The following is a 20,590-nucleotide window of genomic DNA, read 5'->3' on the forward strand; positions in this document are numbered from 1 at the left end:
AAAAACAGAAAAAGGATAGATGAAGTTTCCCTCAATCTATCCTTTCAATTCATTGCATACAAGGAAAAAAGCTTATCCCTGAATTTGCTCCGTCAGCTGACCAAGCTTCCCATCCACAAGCGCCATGTCCTCTGCTTCCACCATCACACGAACAAGCGGCTCAGTCCCAGACTTACGCACAAGCACACGACCTTTACCTGCAAGCTCCTTTTCAGCAGCTTCCACAGCTGTGCGTGTCTTATCGCTGTTCATCAGTTCAGCAGCAGCATCAAAGTTTGCAAGGCGAATATTATTCATCTTCTGCGGGAATGCTTTAAATGTTGAACCAAGTACAGAGGCTCTTGCGCCTTCTGTCTTCATTACTTCTAGGAATTTAAGCGCAGCCAGAAGGCCATCACCTGTTGTAGCATAATCAGAAAGGATCAGGTGACCACTTGCTTCACCACCAAAGTTGTAACCATCACGACGCATCGCTTCCATAACGTAGCGGTCACCCACTTGTGTACGAACCAGCTCAAGGCCGTTATCATTCAAATGCTTCTCAAGTCCCATGTTACTCATTTGCGTCGCAACAACACCGCCCCCTTTGAGCAGGCCATGCTTATGCATATACGACCCTACAGCAGCCATAATTTGGTCGCCATCAATTACCTGACCTTTTTCATCACAAATAATGAGACGGTCTCCATCACCATCAAGAGCAATACCAATATCTGCACCATGAGCTTTAATATGAGACGCCATATTCTCAGGGTGCAGCGCACCACATTCACGGTTAATGTTGAACCCATCTGGCTCAGTACCCAGGCGAATCACCTGCGCACCAAGTTCCCAGAAGAGTTTGCTCGCAACTTTGTAAGTGGCACCATTGGCGGCGTCCACAACAATGCGCATACCTGTCAGATCAAGATTGCCATCTACACTATTCTTACAGAACTCCATGTAACGGCCTGTCGCATCATCAATACGTACCGCTTTACCAATTTGGTCAGGGGCCGCAAGCACGGGCGGCATATCATCAATCAAGGCTTCTAGCTCAGTTTCATTTGCATCACTCAGCTTAAACCCATCAGGGCCAAACAGCTTAATCCCATTATCTTGGAACGGATTGTGTGAAGCAGAAATCATCACACCAAGGTCAGCGCGCATACTACGCGTCAGGTAAGCCACTGCTGGCGTTGGCATGGGGCCAACAAGCAAACAGTTAAACCCAACACTGGTAAAGCCTGCCACAAGCGCATACTCAAACATATAACCGCTTAGGCGCACATCCTTACCAATCAGTACTGTTGGCTTCGGGTGATGGCTTTTACGTTTAAAATAATGACCAGCCGCCTGCCCGACACGTAGAGCCAAGTCAGGCGTCATAAACCCTTCATTGGCTGTACCGCGGATACCGTCTGTTCCAAAATATTTACGAGACATTATTTGTCCTCACTCTCTTTCTTTGCAGCAGGCTTTTTAGCAGGTGCTTTTTTAGCTGCTGTTTTCTTCGGAGCCGCTTTCTTTGCTGGAGCTTTCTTCTCGCCTTCAGCCGTGTCAGCTGTTTTCTTCTTGCGTGTGCTTGGCGCCTTCTTAGCGATAATCTTCTTACCAGCAAACAAGTCTTTGACTTGGTCACCATCAAGCGTCTCATGCTCAAGAAGTGCGTCAGCAAGGTCATGAAGCTTCTTCTCATGTTTCTTAAGAAGTTTCTCAGCAACGTCATACTGTTCATGAATGATTGTTTCAATCGTCTCATCCACTTCGCTCGCCATACGCTCACTCATGTTTTTACGAGACCCAAGATCACGACCTAGGAATACGTCTGATTCATTCTCACCGTAGTTAATTGGACCAAGCTTACTCATACCCCAGCTACATACCATCTTACGGGCAAGACCTGTCGCACGCTCAATATCGTTACTTGCGCCCGTTGTAAACTGGCCAAGAATAATATCTTCCGCAATACGACCACCCATCAGCATCGCAATTTGGTTTTCTAGGTATTTCTTGTCGTATGTCACTTTATCTTCTGAAGGAAGGCTCATCGTTACACCCAGCGCGCGGCCGCGTGGAATGATTGTCACCTTATGCAGAGGATCTGTTGGGCCTTCAAGGTAAAGGCCAAGAATCGCGTGGCCTGCCTCGTGGTAAGCCGTTGTCTTCTTCTGATCGTCCGTCATCACCGCACTACGACGCTCAGGCCCCATCATCACTTTATCTTTTGCAGACTCAAAATCATCCATATCCACAAGACGCTTGTTACGACGTGCAGCCATCAGCGCTGCTTCATTCACAAGGTTTGCAAGGTCAGCACCACTAAAGCCCGGTGTACCACGTGCAATAACCTCAGCATCCACGTCACTTGCCGCAGGAATCTTCTGCATGTGTACGTCAAGGATCATGGTACGGCCCTTAATGTCTGGTAGAGGCACAGTCACTTGACGGTCAAAACGACCAGGACGTAGAAGCGCAGGGTCAAGTACGTCTGGGCGGTTTGTTGCCGCAATCAGAATCACGCCCTCGTTTGCACTAAAGCCGTCCATCTCAACAAGCATTTGGTTAAGCGTTTGCTCACGCTCATCGTTACCACCACCAAGACCTGCACCACGGTGACGACCAACCGCATCAATCTCATCAATAAAGATAATGCAAGGTGCGTTCTTTTTACCTTGTTCAAATAGGTCACGTACACGCGCCGCACCGACACCAACAAACATTTCTACAAAGTCTGAACCTGAAATCGTAAAGAACGGGACACCCGCCTCACCTGCAACAGAACGTGCAAGAAGCGTTTTACCTGTTCCTGGAGGGCCCACAAGAAGCACACCCTTTGGAATCTTACCACCAAGTTTTGTGTATTTTGTTGGGTCTTTTAGGAAGTCCACAACTTCAGCAAGTTCTTCTTTGGCCTCATCCACACCAGCCACGTCATCAAATGTCACGCGCTGGTCGTTTTGGTTCAGCATTGTGGCACGAGATTTACCAAAGCTCATCGCCTTACCGCCGCCCTGTACTTGCTTCATCAGGAACATGAAAATCACAATAAAGATTACAAGTGGAATTGAGTTCACAAGAATCGCCGTAAGAATTGATGGCTGATTCGCACTGTTATCCACCTTAATGTTCACACCATTCTCACGGAGCTGCTTCACAAGTTCGTTATCTCTTGGCGCTGTTGTTGAAACTTTTTCACCAGATGCAGCTGTACCAATCAGCTTATCACCTTGAATTTCAACACCGCTCAGAGTGCGAGACTCGACAAGACCAAGAAACTCAGAGTAACTCACCTCATTTTGGTTCATTGCACTGTTTTGTGAAATATTGAAAAGCAATAGAGCTGCAAGCGCAAAAGCCGCCCAGCCTAGAGCATTTTTACCGAACTGATTCAAAGATCAAACTCCTTCGTGTGTAATGTTATTATTATATTTTTCCAATAAATACCTGAAGGAGGCTATTTATTGAAAACACATCGCTCGCATTGGCGCAAAAGCGCGGTTTTGCTAAATGCTCACGCGTGGCTGTGGCAATACATGCCCCAGCACATTTGGTTTAGTAACCTAATGTGTTCCTTGCATCATAGCCCTGCAGGCCCCTAGATGCAACTATTTGTCACCCGTTTTCGCGAGAAATAGTACAGATTCCGTACTCGTTAGATTCAAAGACAATACCGCCGAGAGTACGCTTTGCTTTTCCAGTAGAAAGCGCCCCTATCAAACGCTGCTTTTTCTCTGTTCTTGGCGGATAAGGCTCTCCGCCCCAGTTCACGCACTGATCAATCACGCGGAACTGAATCTCAAGCGGAAGCTCTAAAAACTCATTCATATGGAAGGTGCACTCTGCTTTCATATGGCTGACTGAAGCCTTCCAAAACTGCTCCGCCCACTGCTCTAATGCATTGTTTGCGCGCGCAACTGAGTGGGCACTCGCCACAAGAGAATCAGAATTTAAAACATTATTTTCAGAATCTTGAAGAAATTTTCTCATCTTAATTCTTAAGAAAGACTCATCCTCATTACTTGGATCTTCACACCATTTATATGGCCCAGACGATAAATACTCACGCAGTTCATTGCGGCTTACATCTAACAATGGGCGAGTAAAACTTAAACCGTAACGCTCAAAGCTTTCAGCCATGGCACTTAGGCCCTTAACCCCTGCCCCTTTATTCAGACGCATCAGGAATGTTTCAGCCACATCATCTTTGGTATGCGCCAACCATACATGCTGCACAGAGGCGTCCTCTGCCATTTCCCTGAAAGATTCATAACGAGAGACCCTGCCATGTGCTTGCAGATTTGTTTGATCCTTAGAGAGATGAGAAAGCTCTCTTTTATAAAAGGAGACATTATGCTCTGCACAGAGACTTTCTACAAATTTCGCCTCATCAATTGCCTCACTCCTAAGGCCATGGTTCACATGAAAAACAACAAGCTTTTCTACGGGAAGAACTTCCAAAGCCAAATGGAGCATGGCCACAGAATCCCCGCCACCAGAAACAGCAAGCGCCACCTTCTGTTCAGGTGGCGCAAACTGAATAAGCTTATCTGTGAGAGACTTAAAGGGCATCAAGCTCCTGTCTCGCCTCGTCAGCTTCCTCGCTGTTTGGATAATCTTCTACAAGTTTCTGCCATGACCCGCGCGCCATGTCAGCTTGCTCAAGTTGCTTGAAAGCGTAGCCCATCTTCAGGAGATTTGAAGAGGCCTTCTCACCACTTGGTGCTTTTGTTAGACCTGTAGAAAAAGCAACAGCCGCCTTCTCTGGGTTATCTTGTACCAAGTACACTTCACCAAGCCAGTAGAACGCTTCCCCTGCCATTTCATCGTCAGGATAAACTTCTGTAAATTCCTTAAATGAAGTCAAAGCATCCGCGTATGATGCACGTGTAATCGCGTCATAACCTTTATCAAAAAGCTCTTTTGCTGAAAGCTTAGATGTCTTCTTCATTTCAGGTTCTGCATCAATGTTAGCATTTAGAAGCTCAGAGATTTCATCACTCGTGCCACCATGCTTACTTTCCATGGTTTTCTTCAACATCATTTTTCCCGCAATTGCGTTCTCAATATCCTGAAGGCGTAAATCATTATCTTCAGCAAGCTTTTCTAGCTTTTCCGCAAGACCTTTAACCGTATTACCAAGCTCTTCTACTGCACCGTAAACCTGGCGAGATTCTTCTTCTAGAATTTGTAGACGTGCCTCAAAATCAGCAAGTAGCGAACCACTTGGCGCAGCGTCACCAGTAGAATTTGTGTTTGAAAAGAGTTTTTGCTCTAGCACCATAAGACGCTGTTCCAAACGTTCCGTGTTAGCATCTTGTCCGTAAGCTGCTGTAGTAGCAAGCAAACCAAGTGAAATAGCTAGAATCTTATTTTTCATTATTTTTTATCCTTGTATCAGCAGATGTAAGATGACGATACAAAAAAGGGCTTGTTATGACAAGCCCTTTTCTAAATGCGTTGTGCTACAAATTATTTTGTAACAAGCATAGCACGGCGGTTTTTCGCCCAAGCTGCAGCGTTGTGAGCAGTGTCCATTGGACGCTCTTTACCAAAGCTTACTGTGCTAATCATCTTAGAATCCATACCAAGACCTACAAGGTAACGCTTCACGCTGTTTGCACGACGCTCACCTAGAGCAAGGTTGTATTCACGAGTACCGCGCTCATCACAGTGGCCTTCAACAACAACGTTCTTGATGCCAGCTTTTTTAGCGTGGCTAGCGAACATGTTTAGGTTCTTGCGAGCTTCTGAGCTTAGAGTTGAAGAGTCGTAACCGAAGTTAACCATTTTGTAGTTAGCAGCCATCTTCATGTCACGGTTCGTGTCTACAACCATAGTATCAGCGTAGTCACCATCGTGAACAGTTGGAAGGTTAGTTGCGCTAGCACCTACTGGCTCATCTTCAACGTTTGAGCACGCTGAGCAACCTGAAAGTACAACAACTGCACCAGCCATAAGTACGAAATTTTTAAGCATTTTTATATCTTTCTTTACCGTTATCACCATATTTGCGAAACCATTAGGTGCCACATTAACATAAGCCTATGCATATGCAAGCCTTTTTAGAAAAGGTATGCAAAGGGATTCTATTCCCCTTGCAGCACACTAAAACCATCTTCATCATCAAAAGTATAGAGATTCTCTACCTTTACCCACTCTAGTCCGTTGTTTTCTAACTCACTTAGTAGTGCATTGATGTCCGAGCTTTTCGCCTTACCCCCTGTGGCACGAAAACGGCAGCGCCATAAATCGCTCACAAGTTCAGTCTCGCATGGACCAGGGTAAACTTTTACACCGCGGCTTGACATTGCAGAGAATTTAAGTGCATCAGTTGAAGCACTTTCAACCTTACCACCAATTTCACATGCATCTTGTCCGCGCCAATCGAGGTACACATCCACACCTACAAGCTCTTTATGACGCTTAGAGATTGTGCGCTGTGCGTGCGTTGGCATGTTGAAGTTACGCTCCATCTGCTCAACACATTTCAGTTCTTTGGGTTCTTTACCAAAACGCTCAATCACAGCATCTGCAAATTGCTCAGTTGTGAGTGCCTTAGATTTATCTTTTGCAATATCGCCAGTGTGTGCACCGTCTTCTAGGGCACATAGCCATGCATTTTCAACTTTAGTTGCAATATCGCTCTGACCAATATGGTGCAGCATCAAAATTGCACTGTTTAGAAGACCAGACGGGTTTGCAATGCCTTTACCAGCAATGTCTGGTGCACTTCCGTGTACCGCTTCAAACATCGCGCACTTTTGACCCATGTTAAATGAACCAGCAAGACCAACAGAGCCTGCAATTTGGCTTGCAATATCACTTACGATATCACCGTAAAGGTTCAGCGTTACAAGAACATCAAAATCTTCAGGGCGGTCAGCCACAAGTGCCATACCGATATCTACAATAATTGCGTTTGCTTCAATTTCTGGGTACTCAGCTGCAATCAGCTTAAACACTTTGTGGAAAAGACCATCAGAGATTTTCATGATGTTATCTTTAATCAGGCAAGTTACCTTTTTACGGCCATGCGCACGTGCGTACTCAAATGCGTAACGAATAATAAGCTCACTACCAGAACGAGACAGAAGTTTCACACTGTGGCACGTGTCACGTGTTTGACGGTACTCAACACCAGAGTATAGATCCTCTTCGTTTTCACGCACAATCACCATATCGATATCTTCGTGCTTACTGCCAACATATGGCTGGTACGTTTTTACCGGACGTACGTTTGCAAATAAGCCAAGTGATTTACGGAGCGTTACGTTTACACTTTTGTAACCACCACCTTGTGGCGTTGTAATTGGCGCTTTAAGGAAAACTTTTGTACGTGCGATAGATTCCCACGTCTCTTCACCAATACCGTTGTTAAAGCCAGAAAGAAACTTCTTCTCACCAATCGTTACATACTCAGGATCAATACGCGCACCCGCAGCTTCAATAATTTTCATTGTTGCTGCCATAATTTCTGGGCCGATACCGTCCCCTTCTGCAACTGTAATTGGTACTAGATTTGACACTTATAGTCCCCCTTCATCTGACATGTTAAATTCCATAATCTCTAAACCTTCACGAATCCCCTTTAGGTCATCCCAACCATTACCTGTAGATTTTGAATCCTCATACTGCCCTTTCATTTGGCGGTACACTTCGTCCTCAATATCTTTTAGGTAAGCTTCTTCATCGTAAATGTAGTTTACAGGCTTTTTCGTCTTTTCAGCTTCTGCCGCTTTTTCTGTGCTATCAGCAGCTTGCAGAAGAATGTTTCTTAAACGATCTTCACGGCTTCCTGTTTCAACTGGTGTATTTTCGCGCACAGGATGCTGCTGCACAGCTGGTGCAATTTGCACATCTTCTGTACGTACAACAGTTTCACGCTGAATTGGTTTTTCCACCATGATAGGCTTACCAATCGGCTGACGCTCCAAGGCTTGGTCATGATGCGCCCCTTCTCTCACCTGCATAATTTGCTCGGCAACGCTTTCAGTATGCGCTTCTACACCGCGTGCAAGATCACGAGATTCTGTAATTTCTACAGGCTGTACAGGGCGACGAATTTTATTAATAGCCTCTGCCGTATCTGGTGCTGCCGCCGGCGTTGTTGGTTGAAGCGCAGGACCAGGAATATCTGTCGCGTACGGATCATGCTTTTCATTCAAATGTGTGTAATGCGTCAGTTCCATCTGCTTTTGTGGCACAGATTTAACAAGCTGACGGTAATGCCCTGGGTAATGGTACACTGGACGTTGCTTTACACCATGGAAGCCAGCATAAGCTGGACGTTGACCAATAGGCCTTGTGTCTGTAATCACCATACGGTGTAGCCACTCACCACGGTCTTGCTCCTCTGTTGTGAGCACAACATTAAGCGGTCCGTATTGAATCTGTTTGTTTATGCGCTTAAAGAATGTTTGCTGAATACTTCCTGCAGCCTCTGGCGTTGCATAAAGGAGTGCTGAAAGAAGAAACTCATTTGCGATACGAATATCATCTTTAATGGTTGGACTGTCAGGACGTTCACGCCAAAGTACACGAACCTGATCCACTTCTTGCTGCGTTTGATTAACAAGCAACGTTGACGTATTCCAAGGGCCACCATGACACCCATAATCATACTGAACACGTGTTCCCACCTGCCCGCGGCTTTCCCACTTACATGGGGCATACTTACGCGTATGCTCTACATAAGATCTAAAATCACCAAGTGAGATCAGATCATTATAGTCAGGGTACATGTAATGTGAGCCACAGCCAGATAGCGCTGCGCCCATAAGTCCAAGATATAAAGTATGTTTACGTATCAAAAGAGCTCTATTCTTTTATTGTTATCGCCCAAAAGCATAAGCGAGGCCGAAGCCTCGCTCAAGTGTTTTATTGTGCTAGACAATCTCTCGCTGCATGAATTGCGGCTGTGAGATCACCGGATTTACCGCCAGCCATCGCCATATCTGGGCGACCGCCACCTTTACCACCAACCGTTGCAGCAGCAGCATTTACCAGATCTCCTGCTTTTACTTTTTGAGTCAAGTCTTGTGTGACACCTGCAACAAATGTGGACTTGCCATCATTTTCAGTCGCAAGAACGACCACACCACTCCCAATACGGTTTTTAAGGTCATCAACCATTTCACGTAGAAGCGCCGGCTCAATAGAATCAAGCACAGAACTCACAAACTTCATGCCGCCAATATCTTCAGCAGATGATGTTAGGTCAGCGCCAGCATTACCGCCACCTTTCTTCGCTTCCTTAAGATCGGCTTCTAGCTTCTTTTTATCAGCTTGCAGTGCTGCAATACGCTCAGGCAGTTCACCTACAGATGTTTTGAGTGAGTCAGCCATCTTCTTCATGTTTTGCTCGTAACCACGCAGAAGGTTAAATGCGCCCTCACCTGTTACAGCTTCTACGCGGCGTACACCTGCACTAATTGCACTTTCAGATGTGAGCTTAAACAGACCAATATCACCTGTGCGCTTCACGTGAGTACCACCACACAGCTCAACAGATTCCATAACAGCCTCATCGCCCATAAACACAACACGGACATCGTCGTCGTACTTTTCACCGAAGAGTGCCATAGCGCCCATTTCAACCGCTTTATCTTTATCCATCACACGTGTTTCTACCGGCAGGTTCGCACGAATCATACCGTTTACACGGTCTTCAATTTTTGTGATTTCCTCAGCTGTCATCGCTTTTGGTTGCGAGAAGTCAAAACGCAGACGGTCTTCACTTACAACAGAACCTTTCTGGAACACGTGATCACCAAGCGTCTCTTGTAGAGCTTTGTGCATCAAGTGCGTTGCAGAGTGGTTTGATACAATTGCTTTACGGCGTTCTGCATCAACGTTCATCAAAAGGTCAGTGCCTACAGAAAGAGAACCAGACTCAACAGTAATGCTATGGATGAACATACCGTCTAACACTTTCTGTGTATCTGTCACTTTCACAGAGCCGCCTTCAAATGTCACGACACCTGTGTCACCAACTTGACCACCAGACTCAGCGTAGAAAGGCGTTTGACCCACAACAAGGAAACCTTTATCGCCAGCATTCATTGTCTCTACTGATGCGTCATCCTTAACAAGTGCAACCACTTGAGACTCAGCTTCTGTCCCTGTGTAACCAAGGAACTCAGTCGCTTCAACCTTGTCTTTTAGCTCGTACCAAACATCAGCAAGGGCCGTTTGACCAGTTCCACCCATGCCAGCACTACGCGCACGCTCTTTTTGAGCCTGCATAGAGTTTGCAAAACCTTCTTCATCAACCGTTACACCGCGAGATTTAAGCACATCCGCAGTTAGGTCCATTGGGAAGCCGTATGTATCATAAAGCTTAAAGGCTACTTCACCAGCAAGCGTGTCACCTTCTTTCAGGCCGTTACTTTCTTCATCAAGAATCTTTAGACCTTGAGACAGAGTTTTACTAAAACGATTCTCTTCAAGTTCAATTACATCCTTCGCCATTGGCGCCGCACGAGTCAGTTCAGGATAAGCCTCACCCATCACATCAACAAGTGTCGGTACAAGTTTGTTAATAAATGGCTTATTTACACCAAGAAGATGACCATGACGCATAGCACGACGCATAATACGACGCAGTACGTAACCGCGGCCTTCGTTACTTGGCATCACACCATCCACAAGCAGGAATGTCATGGCACGCAGGTGGTCTGCGAGCACACGCAGGCTTACATCGCTCTCTGTGTCCCGCCCATATGTGACACCTGAAAGCTGACCAGCTTTTTGGATGATAGATTGGAAAATATCAGTGTCGTAGTTACTCTTTACGCCCTGTGCCACACACATCAGACGCTCAAGACCGGCACCAGTATCAATGTTCTTCATCGCAAGTGGAAGCTTGTCACCATTCGGCTGAAGATCAAACTGTGTGAAAACAAGGTTCCAGATTTCCATAAAACGGTCGCCGTCTTCATCTGGCGTACCCGGGCGGTCTCCTGGTACATCTGCGCCAAGGTCGTAAAACACCTCGGTACATGGGCCACACGGTCCTGTATCCCCCATTGTCCAGAAGTTATCTGATGTAGCAATGCGAATAATATCTTTATCAGCCACACCAATCTTCTTGTTCCAAATGTCAAACGCTTCATCATCATCGTGATAAATCGTTACGCACATTTTAGATGGATCTAGGTTCAGGCGCTCTGTAAGAAGCTGCCATGCCCAAGTGATAGACTCTTCTTTAAAGTAGTCTCCAAATGAGAAGTTACCTAGCATTTCAAAGAATGTGTGGTGACGGGCTGTATGCCCTACGTTTTCTAGGTCATTGTGCTTACCACCGGCACGCACACAACGTTGAGAGCTGGCGGCTCGTGTGTATCCGCGTTTTTCGACACCAGTAAACATGTTTTTAAACTGAACCATTCCTGAGTTTGTGAACATCAGGGTTGGGTCGTTACTGGGTACAAGTGAACTACTTGGAACAATTTCATGTCCCTGCTCTTCAAAGAATTTCAAGAATTCTCTACGGATATCTGCACCTGTCTGCATGACCTATACTCTTTTCATTTATGATTTTAGTTAATCACTGTACAAGGGAATTGAAACAGATAAACACCTATCTCGGCGCGCCAAGCCAGCAAATGTTTTCAGCGCCATCCGTTCCGATAGGTGTTTGTGGAAGACAAAGTGTAAACGTTGTCCCTTCCCCAACAGTAGAGGAAACTTTAACATAGCCGCCCATATTCGCAACTGCTTTCTGCACAAATGCAAGGCCCATCCCACTTCCTTCGCCAAATTCACTATCACGAGACTGCAAGCGCTTAAAGGGCTGAAAGGCTGTTTCAATATGTTCTTCTGGAATCCCTACACCGTTATCAGAAACAGTAATTAAATGCACGCCCACCTCTTCTTTATGCTTAACAACAACTTCAGGTGTTTCATTTAGGTTATATTTCAAACCATTCGTAATAAGGTTGCGCAGTACCAAATCCATTAGAACCGCATAAGAAGTAATCTCTTTTTGACCTTCAAATTTAATTGAAGCGTTGTTCTCAATCATAGAGCGTTGATTATCAAGACGGATATTCCAAACAACCTCTTCAAGGTCTAAGAGTTTAATAGAGTCTTCCATACGCCCGATTTTTGCGTAATCAAACAAACCAGAAAGAATGCCCTCCATACGCTTTGTCATCTTCATGATTGAATCTAAGCGGTCCATACCTGCATCATCAAGCTCGTCTTCATAGTCCTCTTTCATAAATTGAGAGAAGTTATAAATGCCTCGAAGCGGCTCTCGAAGGTCATGAGAAGCGACACGAGCAAAGTTCTCAAGCTCTTCATTTGAGCGTTTCAATTCAAGATTATAGCGCTCTAAGTTTTTCTCGTACTCAATGCGAAGGCTTACATCCCGAAGAATCGCGGAATACAAAGCATTGTCTTGTCCACGATTATAAATCTCACTCAAAGTGACTTCCATTGGCACATGTGTTCCATTCTTGCTCAACCCCGTTACATCTCGCGCAGTGCCAATCATTTCCTTTTCACCCGTTTCAAAATATGCCTGAATGCGCTCTGCCATGTATTTTGCATCTTTCGGCGTCAACATTGTCATCACGCTTTCACCAATCGCCTCAACGGCCTTAAAGCCAAACATGCGCTCAGCAGCTCTGTTGAATGACTTAATATTCCCAAACCCATCAACGGTAATAATACCGTCTTCTGCAGTATCAAGAATGGCGTGAAGTTGCGCGCTCATTTCAATCATTTGAGTTTCATATTGATGACGTGCATTAATATCTTGAATCTGTGAAATAAAGAACATTGGGTTTCCAGTATCATCTCGCACAATGGCAACAGATAAATGTCCCCAAATCACTTCACCACCTTTTCTAATGTAGCGCTTTTCCATGCTGTATTTATCACGTTTACCTGTAATGCAATCATTCACAAGTTTCAGATCAAGCTCAAGATCCTCAGAGTAAGTGAGCTGCTGGAAATCCATATCCATGAACTCTTTTTCATCATAGTCAAACATCTGACAAAGAGACTTGTTCACTTTAAGCCATCGACCATTCAAATCTACTATGGCCATACCATGAGCAGCACCCTCAAGGGCTTGCTGAAACATCTCTTGAGATTTTTGAAGTTCCTTCTCTCTTTCCATTTCTTGAATATAAAAAGAAATTCTCTCTCTTAAGAGTTTAATAAATTTGATTTCGTGATCAGAGAAATCCTTCTTTCTTTTATTATCAGAAGAAAAGCCAAGCGTACCATAAAGTTTTTCGCCATTATAAATAGGAATACCGATATAGCATGCAAGCCCTACCTTGCAACCATCAATAAACACAGTCCCTTCTGTATCGTGTTCATGCACAAGGCGTTCACGTTTCAGAACTGTTCCACAAAATGTATCGCCATGAGGGAAAATAGCACCTGGAGCTACCCCATCACTATGTGCAAAGCGCACTTCACACTCATCATTTTCTGTCTTTGTCACAAAAGCATGCATGGTTCCAAAATATGTATTCCCAATTTCTAAAAGCTTATTCATTTTCTCATGCATTGGCTTGTTGGCTGAAGTAATGGCCGCCACATCATCCATGGCAAGGGCATACTTTTTCGCTTCCGTAATATCTCGACCAACACATAACAGATAAATATTACCCTCAAACTCAAAACGTGTTTTTTGAACGCTGTAATAAAGAAGCTCTCCTGTCTTTGGACTGTGCAGCCCTACATCCGAACGCTCATGACCTGCAATAAATGAAGCTTCGTCTTTTGCAATAAACCGCTCTTGCTCTTCTTCGGAGTAAGCGTCAAATGTTGTCTGACCAATAACAGACTTTGCTCCGCCTTCATGCAATGCGAAGAAAGCTTCATTCGCATCGACAATAATACTGTTTTTATCCTTAATAAAGATCAGATCTTCTGTTGCATCTAGAACAGCACGCCAGTACGGATGTTCACGGAGAGGAGAATTTTTCGGCATTATTTTTATAGTCTAATTTTATTTTCTACTGCTGGTAGTCTATACTATTTCCATGATGACACAAAATCACTGGAACAATAGACAATACGTTTTGATGCATGATGACCATGCATGCGCTGCCAATTGGTCACAACAGACATCTCTAGAACATCTGATATTCCCTCTCTCAGGGCCAGATTTAACTCTTTTAACAGCTGATGCGATTCTTATTCTCGTTGAGCCTAGCAAAGATCAGGTTGAAAGTATTATAAAAAAATGCCCTCACAACCCTTTGTTTGTGATAGGCGAAAATGCACAGTATGCCTCTCACCGTATTTGGGCCAAATTGCCTAAAGCATTTTTAGACGGTGATGAGTACCTTAATAAAACCTTCCTCCCATTATGGAGAGACGGCGTTCTTATGCCATCAGACGATGTAGGAGCATTCAAAAGTGCCAAGTTTTAACGTATGGATTGTTGATGATAACCCAGACGACATTGAGCGTATTACAAGGTCTTGCCGCAAGACTGATTGCCAACCTGAATTCACAGTATTTGAAGATGCTCATGAATTTTATGAAGGCCTTAAGAATATTAAAGAGCGCCCAGACCTGCTTCTGCTTGACTACGATATGCCGGGAGATAACGGCGACCAAGTTCTTATGAAACTGAATGAACTTGGTGAAACATCTTTCCCAGTCACAATGATGACAGGCCGTCTAGTAGATACAACACATACAGAGTGCTACAAGCTTGGTGCGCGCGGCTTTATGTTTAAATCATTTGACTATGACGTCTTCAAAAAGGACGTGATTGCCCTCTTCACATTTTGGTATTCCACACTAGAGGCATAAATTTAAAGCATTAAAAAAGCCCGCTATAGCGGGCTTTTTATACATAATGAAATCTTTAAAGAATGTTTTTGCCACTTACCACTTCTTATCAAATTCGCTGTGAGTCAGCGAAAATAACTTTTGAGCGAAGCGTACAAGCTGATGTGTATTGATAATACATGAAGCTAAGCACTGGAGTTCAAAATTATTTGCAGCCACTCACAGTAGAATTTTAAGCGTTTAAAGCGCGTCCCATACTATCAAGTACAGATTCACCAAGCATCTCACTGAGAGTTGGGTGCGGCAAGCAAGCTGCCACAAACTCTTCTTCAGTCGTTTCAAGATGGCGACCAATCACAAATGTACTAATCATCTCTGTTGCTTCGGCACCAATAATGTGGGCCCCAAGAAGTTCACCTGTCTCCTCATCAAAGACAGTTTTTACAAGGCCTTCGCTCTCACCAATGGCAAGTGCTTTACCATTTGCTTGGTAATTATAGCGGCCAACTTTAACCTTGTAGCCTTCTTCTTTGGCTTTTTCTTCTGTAAAGCCAACGCTACCAATTTGCGGTGTGCAATATGTACAGCCCGGAATGTTTGTGTAGTCCATTGTATGCACATGGTTCAAACCTGAAATATGTTCAGCAGCAATGACACCTTCATGAGATGCAACGTGCGCAAGCCAAGGCGCGCCAACAACATCACCAATTGCATAAATGCCGTTTTGCGTTGTGCGGTAGAATTCATCAACTGTAATGTCACCACGCTCATTCATACCCACGCCAACATCCTCAAGGCCAAGGCCTTCACTGTTTGCCTGAACACCAATCGCAAGCAGGACTTTTTCAAATTTTTGTTTTTTAACACTACCCCTAATCTCTAGGGCAGCCTCTGCATCTTTCTTTGAAACCTTCAGAGATTTTGTCATTGTTTCAGTCAGAATTTCAATGCCCTGCTTCTTCAGAGATTTTTCTAGGCTCTTAGAAATTTCAGCATCTTCAGCTGGCGTAATGCGGTTTTGCGCTTCAACAATTGTTACCTTTGTACCAAACGCATTGTAGAAACTTGCAAACTCAACACCAATGGCACCAGCACCAATCACAAGCAGGCTCTTTGGCAGCTTCTCAGGAACCATTGCCTCTTTCGCTGTCCAAACAGTATTGCCATCTGCCTCTAGCACACCCGGAATCTGACGCGCACGCGCACCTGTTGCTACAATTGCGTTTGTGAAGGTCACGCTTGAAGTTTTGCCTTTTTTATCAGTCACATCCAGTGTGTTTTTAGATGAGAACTTAGCCGTTCCTTCAATCACTTCAATCTTATTTTTCTTCATCAGGAAACCAACACCACCAGATAGGCCACCTGCTACGTCACGGCTACGGCTAATCAGTTTCTTCACATCTACATCAACACCTTTAACTTTAAAGCCAAAGTCACTTGCGTGAGACATTGCTGTGTAAAGCTCAGATGCTTTAAGAAGTGCTTTTGTTGGAATGCAACCCCAGTTTAGGCATACGCCACCAAGGTGCTCTTTTTCAACCACAGCTACACGTTTTCCAAGTTGCGACGCACGAATCGCAGCTGTGTAACCACCAGGGCCACCACCAACTACAACAACATCAAATTCTTTAGACATGGTATTTATCCTTTATTTTTATTTTGCTGATAGACAGCATATGAATCTCTAAAACCACGCATCACAACAAACGGGGTTTTTTCCATTAAAAAATCAACTTCATCTTCACTGAGCTTAAAGATACGCTCAACTTCTTCAGCGTTTGGCTGTGGAAGTACACCATCATAAACTGCGCGGAATACGGCACATTGCCCATAATCGCCCCAGTAATCAAAAGCAAACTCAACAGGCATATCAAGATTGAGCTCTTCCTGAAGCTCGCGGTGCGCCGCTTCATCAAAGCTTTCACCAGCTGCCACTTGGCCACCAACCGCACATTCAATTAAGTTTGGTCGAAAGCTTTTATGACGTGAACGCTGCTGCAAGATCCAATTACCGCTTGAATCAAATAAGTACACATGAATCCAGCGTGTGAAATGTCCTTTAGCTTCACTGCGAAGGCAAGTCCGTATCACCTGCCCCGTTTCATCAATCACATCAACCTTTTCGCTCACAAAAACTTACTTCTTGTAATGCTCGCCATGTTCCATTTTATGGCACTTATTACAGTTATGTACGCAGCCAGTTAGGCTAACCACTGCAAGTGTAAGAACAAGTACTTTCATCATCAGATGCTATCTCCTTAAGCAAACATTGTTACTGGGTTTTCAAGGTAGAACTTAATCTTACCAATCAGCTCTGCACCAAGCGCACCATCAACCACACGGTGATCCACAGACATTGTCATTGTCATCACGCTTGCCACATCAATAGCACCGTCTTTTACAACAGGGCGCTCTTCAGCAGCACCACACGCAAGAATACAGCTTTGCGGTGGGTTAATAATGGCATCAAAGTGCTTAATACCAAACATACCCAAGTTAGACACACTAAACGTACCGCCTTGGTATTGTTCAGGCGCAAGTTTTCCAGAACGCGCAAGTCCTGCAAGCTCTTTCATTTCGCCAGAAAGGGCAACAATCCCCTTCTCGTCTGCACTTGCTAGAATTGGTGTAATCAAACCACCTTCAATAGAAACAGCAACACTTACATCTACACTTCCGTGGCGCACAAGGCCTTCATCACTCCAACTTGCATTGGCTTCTGGGTGCGCACGCAGTGCAAGAGCACTTGCTTTGATAATAAAGTCATTGACCGAAATTTTGTATGACGGCTTACCGTTCTCATCTTTTGTCGCCATGTTATTTAGCTGTGCACGTGCTTCATTTAATGCGTCCATCTGCACATCTACCGTAAGGTAAAAGTGTGGAACATCCTGCTTTGCTGCAACCAAGCGGTTTGCAATTGTTTTACGCATCATTGAATGTGGCTCAACACCAGCATTTAGAGGCTCAGCAGTTTGTAGTGCCATTGGCATAGAGCCGCCAGATTTGAGCACAACAGCACCATCTACATCTGATTTCACAATACGTCCACCAGGGCCACTACCCTGTACAGCTGAAAGATCAATACCGCGCTGCTCAGCAATTTTACGCGCGACAGGGCTTGCCTTCACACGGCCTGAGTTTGATGGTGCTGAAACAGTTGCCACTTTAGGCATAGCAGGCGCAACTGGGGCTGCAGCCTTTTTAGGTGCAGGTGCAGCTTTTACCTCTTCAGCCTTCGGTGCTTCTTCAGCAGGCTTCTCTTCTACGGCTGGCGCAGCAGCTTGAGATGTTGGCGTGTAATCTTTTGCCACTTTTTCTCCGTCTTCTTTAAGCACAGCAATTGGCGTACCCACAAGAATTTCAACTCCAGCTTTACCGATAATGCTATGCACAATACCGTCATCTGTCGCCTCAACTTCCATTGTTGCTTTATCTGTTTCCACTTCAGCAATGACGTCACCAGCGCTAACGCTGTCGCCTTCTTTCACCATCCAGTTTGCCAAACGACCTTCTGTCATTGTTGGCGAAAGTTGCGGCATCAATACATCAATCGGCATGAGGTTTATTCTCCAGCTTTCTGTTGTTCTTCTCTGTTATAAATATATTGCATAAATTTGCGGTAAGCGAGATCCATTTTTGCAATCGCATGGTGCGTCACCGGCATAAGCTTGAGCTGTTCAATACGTGAGAACTGCTCAAATGCATCCATATCTCCAAGCGCAGCTTCAGCAAGCGTTTTACCAGCCAGATACATGCTCACCTGACCATGACCAGTAAGGCCATGTGCAATAAATACGTCTTCGTGTTTTTTCTCAAACACAGGCATAAAGTTCATCGCTACACCAGAGTAGTGGTTCCAAATGTAATCCACTTCTAAGTTATGGAGCTGAGGAAAGACTTTTAGCCATTTCTTTTGAATAATATTGGTAAGTTTTTCACCTTTCGCAGCAAACATACGGCCAGAGCCAATCATCATCAGGCGGTTACCCATAATCGAGAGACTATCCCCAAGAGGGCCAAACTCTTTGACAGAGTCCTTAAGTGGCATCAAGCTCTGTAGAACTTTCTCGTCCATTGGCTTACTGACAATTTGGTACACAGGCTTTGCAACTGTACGCGCTTTATTTGGCAGCTGAACATTATTCATGTAAGCGGTACCACAGACAATCACTTTACCAGCCTTAACATGCTTACCATTTTCAAGGGTAATACTTGTCACCTGCCCTGTGTTAATGCTCTTCACTGGTGAGTATTCATAAATACGTACACCTTTATCAACAGCAGCCTTTGCAAGGCCGTACAGGTATTTTGTTGGATGGAACGACGCAGATTTTGCGTAATACACAACCTTATCGTAGTACTGAGAACCAAGGTGCATGGCAGCCTTTTTCTCATCAAGCATTTCAATTGGATCTTCACTTACCCAAAGGCTGAGCTGGCTCACTGCCTTCTCAAGCATTTTAATAAACTTGTTATGCTTTGCAGTAACCAGAATCCCTCTTGAGATATCACAGTCAATCTCAAGTGTATCGGCAAGTTCAATCATCTCTTCACGTGCAGCAATAGAACGCTGCCACATATCAATCGCGCTACCGCGGCCTACAATATCAACAAGATCATCAAAGAAGCAGTTAAAGCCTGCTGTTAGCTGACCGCCCATACGCCCTGTCGAGCCATAAGCAATGGTAGAAGATTCAAGAATAATACAGCTCTGGCCTTTTTCAGCAGCAGCATAAGCCGCTGAAACAGCAGTAATACCACCGCCAATAATCACCACATCAGCAGCAGCATCTACCTCTAAAGATTCATAAGAAACTTTATTTTCTGTGGTCAGTTCAAACCAAGTCTGTATTGCTTGCTGAGCCATTAGCCAAGCATCTCCTTCACAGCGTCTTTAATTGTTTCCACTTGAGGAAGCGCCATATCTTCTAGGTTCTTCGCGTAAGCAAGCGGAACATCAGCAGCACTTAGGCGTTTAACTGGAGCGTCCAAGTCATCAAATGCATTGTCATTAATTGTTGCAATAATTTCACTCGCTACACCATAAGCAGGCCAACTCTCTTCCACAATAATGGCGCGGTTTGTTTTACGCACACTGTTAATAATTGTGCCTTGATCAAGTGGACGGATCGTACGCAGGTCAATCACCTCAGCGCTAATACCTTCTTTCTCAAGTTCTTTTGCAGCTTCAAGTGCTTTAATCGCCATAATTGAGTAACCAATTAGAGTCACATCTGTGCCCTCTTTCATCACGTTGGCTTTACCAATTGGTGTCACGTGGTCACCTTCTGGCACGTCCCACTCACTTCCGTAGAGAAGCTCATTTTCAAGAACAACAACTGGGCTCTCATCACGAATCGCCGCTTTAATCAGGCCCTTTGCATCTGCTGCATTAGAGGGGCAAACCACCTTAAGGCCAGGAATATGACCGTACCAGCTTGCATAGTCTTGGCTGTGCTGCGCGCCTACACGTGACGCCGCGCCGTTAGGACCACGGAATACGATTGGGCATTTCACCATACCACCACTCATGTAGAGCGTTTTAGCAGCACTGTTAATAATGTGGTCACAAGCAAGCATGGCAAAGTTCCATGTCATAAACTCAACAACAGGGCGAAGGCCTGCCATTGCAGCACCCGTAGCAATACCCGCAAAACCAAGCTCACTAATTGGCGTATCAATCACGCGCTTATCACCAAACTCTTCTAGAAGACCTTGTGAACATTTGTAAGCACCCTGGTACTCAGCAACTTCTTCACCCATCAGAAATACGTCTTTATCTGTGCGCATTTCTTCTGCCATACCATCTCTTAGAGCATCACGATATGTTTGCATAACC

15 protein-coding genes and 1 pseudogene are annotated in these 20,590 nt (G+C 44.8%); 2 read left to right on the forward strand and 14 right to left on the reverse strand.

What is annotated here, in order from left to right:
• Window positions 1–72 precede the first annotated feature (72 nt).
• The 9 genes from glmM to VX730_02605 form a co-directional block, all read right to left on the reverse strand.
• Window positions 73–1,425 carry a phosphoglucosamine mutase gene (glmM, locus tag VX730_02565; protein ID MEC9291262.1) on the reverse strand — a complete coding sequence of 451 codons (1,353 nt, stop codon included), beginning with the start codon at window positions 1,423–1,425 and terminating at the stop codon, window positions 73–75.
• Complete coding sequence (ftsH, locus tag VX730_02570) at window positions 1,425–3,374, reverse strand: ATP-dependent zinc metalloprotease FtsH (protein ID MEC9291263.1); 1,950 nt, start codon at window positions 3,372–3,374, stop codon at window positions 1,425–1,427. The genes glmM and ftsH overlap by 1 nt, the downstream gene beginning before the upstream one ends.
• Window positions 3,375–3,594: 220 nt before the next feature.
• Window positions 3,595–4,551 (reverse strand): tRNA lysidine(34) synthetase TilS, encoded by a 957-nt coding sequence (gene tilS, locus VX730_02575; protein ID MEC9291264.1) that lies wholly within the window; start codon window positions 4,549–4,551, stop codon window positions 3,595–3,597.
• Window positions 4,541–5,359 (reverse strand): tol-pal system protein YbgF, encoded by an 819-nt coding sequence (ybgF, locus tag VX730_02580; protein ID MEC9291265.1) that lies wholly within the window; start codon window positions 5,357–5,359, stop codon window positions 4,541–4,543. The genes tilS and ybgF overlap by 11 nt, the downstream gene beginning before the upstream one ends.
• Window positions 5,360–5,451: 92 nt before the next feature.
• On the reverse strand, window positions 5,452–5,958 hold the full coding sequence (pal, locus tag VX730_02585; GenBank protein ID MEC9291266.1) for a peptidoglycan-associated lipoprotein Pal: 507 nt from the start codon (window positions 5,956–5,958) through the stop codon (window positions 5,452–5,454).
• A 110-nt stretch (window positions 5,959–6,068) separates the two neighbouring features.
• Window positions 6,069–7,508 (reverse strand): NADP-dependent isocitrate dehydrogenase, encoded by a 1,440-nt coding sequence (locus VX730_02590; GenBank protein ID MEC9291267.1) that lies wholly within the window; start codon window positions 7,506–7,508, stop codon window positions 6,069–6,071.
• A complete protein-coding gene (locus VX730_02595; GenBank protein ID MEC9291268.1) occupies window positions 7,509–8,792 on the reverse strand; it encodes a hypothetical protein in 1,284 nt (427 codons plus the stop codon). It lies immediately after the preceding gene.
• Between the two features lie 67 nt (window positions 8,793–8,859).
• On the reverse strand, window positions 8,860–11,496 hold the full coding sequence (gene alaS / locus VX730_02600; GenBank protein ID MEC9291269.1) for an alanine--tRNA ligase: 2,637 nt from the start codon (window positions 11,494–11,496) through the stop codon (window positions 8,860–8,862).
• Window positions 11,497–11,563: 67 nt separating this feature from the next.
• A complete protein-coding gene (locus tag VX730_02605) occupies window positions 11,564–13,936 on the reverse strand; it encodes a PAS domain S-box protein (GenBank protein ID MEC9291270.1) in 2,373 nt (790 codons plus the stop codon).
• A gap of 52 nt (window positions 13,937–13,988) precedes the next feature.
• Between VX730_02605 and VX730_02610 the strand changes: the two genes are divergently transcribed.
• Both VX730_02610 and VX730_02615 read left to right on the forward strand, forming a co-directional pair.
• A complete protein-coding gene (locus VX730_02610; protein ID MEC9291271.1) occupies window positions 13,989–14,381 on the forward strand; it encodes a hypothetical protein in 393 nt (130 codons plus the stop codon).
• On the forward strand, window positions 14,368–14,769 hold the full coding sequence (locus VX730_02615; GenBank protein MEC9291272.1) for a response regulator: 402 nt from the start codon (window positions 14,368–14,370) through the stop codon (window positions 14,767–14,769). The genes VX730_02610 and VX730_02615 overlap by 14 nt, the downstream gene beginning before the upstream one ends.
• 211 nt (window positions 14,770–14,980) lie before the next feature.
• On the opposite strand, the gene lpdA is transcribed toward VX730_02615, so the two are convergent.
• The 5 genes and pseudogenes from lpdA to VX730_02640 all read right to left on the reverse strand — a co-directional run bounded on the left by lpdA (window position 14,981) and on the right by VX730_02640 (window position 20,580).
• Window positions 14,981–16,384, reverse strand: coding sequence for a dihydrolipoyl dehydrogenase (gene lpdA, locus VX730_02620; protein MEC9291273.1), 1,404 nt, complete (start codon window positions 16,382–16,384; stop codon window positions 14,981–14,983).
• 5 nt (window positions 16,385–16,389) lie between these two features.
• Window positions 16,390–16,878, reverse strand: coding sequence for an NUDIX domain-containing protein (locus VX730_02625; GenBank protein ID MEC9291274.1), 489 nt, complete (start codon window positions 16,876–16,878; stop codon window positions 16,390–16,392).
• A 128-nt stretch (window positions 16,879–17,006) separates the two neighbouring features.
• Window positions 17,007–18,308, reverse strand: a complete 1,302-nt coding sequence (locus VX730_02630) for a pyruvate dehydrogenase complex dihydrolipoamide acetyltransferase (GenBank protein ID MEC9291275.1) — start codon at window positions 18,306–18,308, stop codon at window positions 17,007–17,009.
• Between the two features lie 5 nt (window positions 18,309–18,313).
• Window positions 18,314–19,618, reverse strand: a complete 1,305-nt coding sequence (locus VX730_02635) for an FAD-binding oxidoreductase (GenBank protein ID MEC9291276.1) — start codon at window positions 19,616–19,618, stop codon at window positions 18,314–18,316.
• A pseudogene (locus VX730_02640) lies at window positions 19,618–20,580 on the reverse strand (pyruvate dehydrogenase complex E1 component subunit beta). Before VX730_02640 ends, VX730_02635 begins: the two are co-directional and overlap by 1 nt.
• Between the last annotated feature and the right edge of the window lie 10 nt (window positions 20,581–20,590).

The sequence above is a fragment of the Pseudomonadota bacterium genome (assembly GCA_036141575.1).
Taxonomy (GTDB): Bacteria; Pseudomonadota; Alphaproteobacteria; order UBA2136; family JAPKEQ01; genus JAPKEQ01.

What these genes read in the sequence shown, in the direction of transcription:
- glmM (MEC9291262.1), bottom strand. Translation starts at nt 1,425, where the DNA reads ATGTCTCGTAAATATTTTGGAACAGACGGTATCCGCGGTACAGCCAAT.
- tilS (MEC9291264.1), bottom strand. Translation starts at nt 4,551, where the DNA reads ATGCCCTTTAAGTCTCTCACAGATAAGCTTATTCAGTTTGCGCCACCT.
- ybgF (MEC9291265.1), bottom strand. Translation starts at nt 5,359, where the DNA reads ATGAAAAATAAGATTCTAGCTATTTCACTTGGTTTGCTTGCTACTACA.
- pal (MEC9291266.1), bottom strand. Translation starts at nt 5,958, where the DNA reads ATGCTTAAAAATTTCGTACTTATGGCTGGTGCAGTTGTTGTACTTTCA.
- alaS (MEC9291269.1), bottom strand. Translation starts at nt 11,496, where the DNA reads ATGCAGACAGGTGCAGATATCCGTAGAGAATTCTTGAAATTCTTTGAA.
- VX730_02605 (MEC9291270.1), bottom strand. Translation starts at nt 13,936, where the DNA reads ATGCCGAAAAATTCTCCTCTCCGTGAACATCCGTACTGGCGTGCTGTT.
- VX730_02610 (MEC9291271.1), top strand. Translation starts at nt 13,989, where the DNA reads ATGATGACACAAAATCACTGGAACAATAGACAATACGTTTTGATGCAT.
- lpdA (MEC9291273.1), bottom strand. Translation starts at nt 16,384, where the DNA reads ATGTCTAAAGAATTTGATGTTGTTGTAGTTGGTGGTGGCCCTGGTGGT.
- VX730_02630 (MEC9291275.1), bottom strand. Translation starts at nt 18,308, where the DNA reads ATGCCGATTGATGTATTGATGCCGCAACTTTCGCCAACAATGACAGAA.
- VX730_02635 (MEC9291276.1), bottom strand. Translation starts at nt 19,618, where the DNA reads ATGGCTCAGCAAGCAATACAGACTTGGTTTGAACTGACCACAGAAAAT.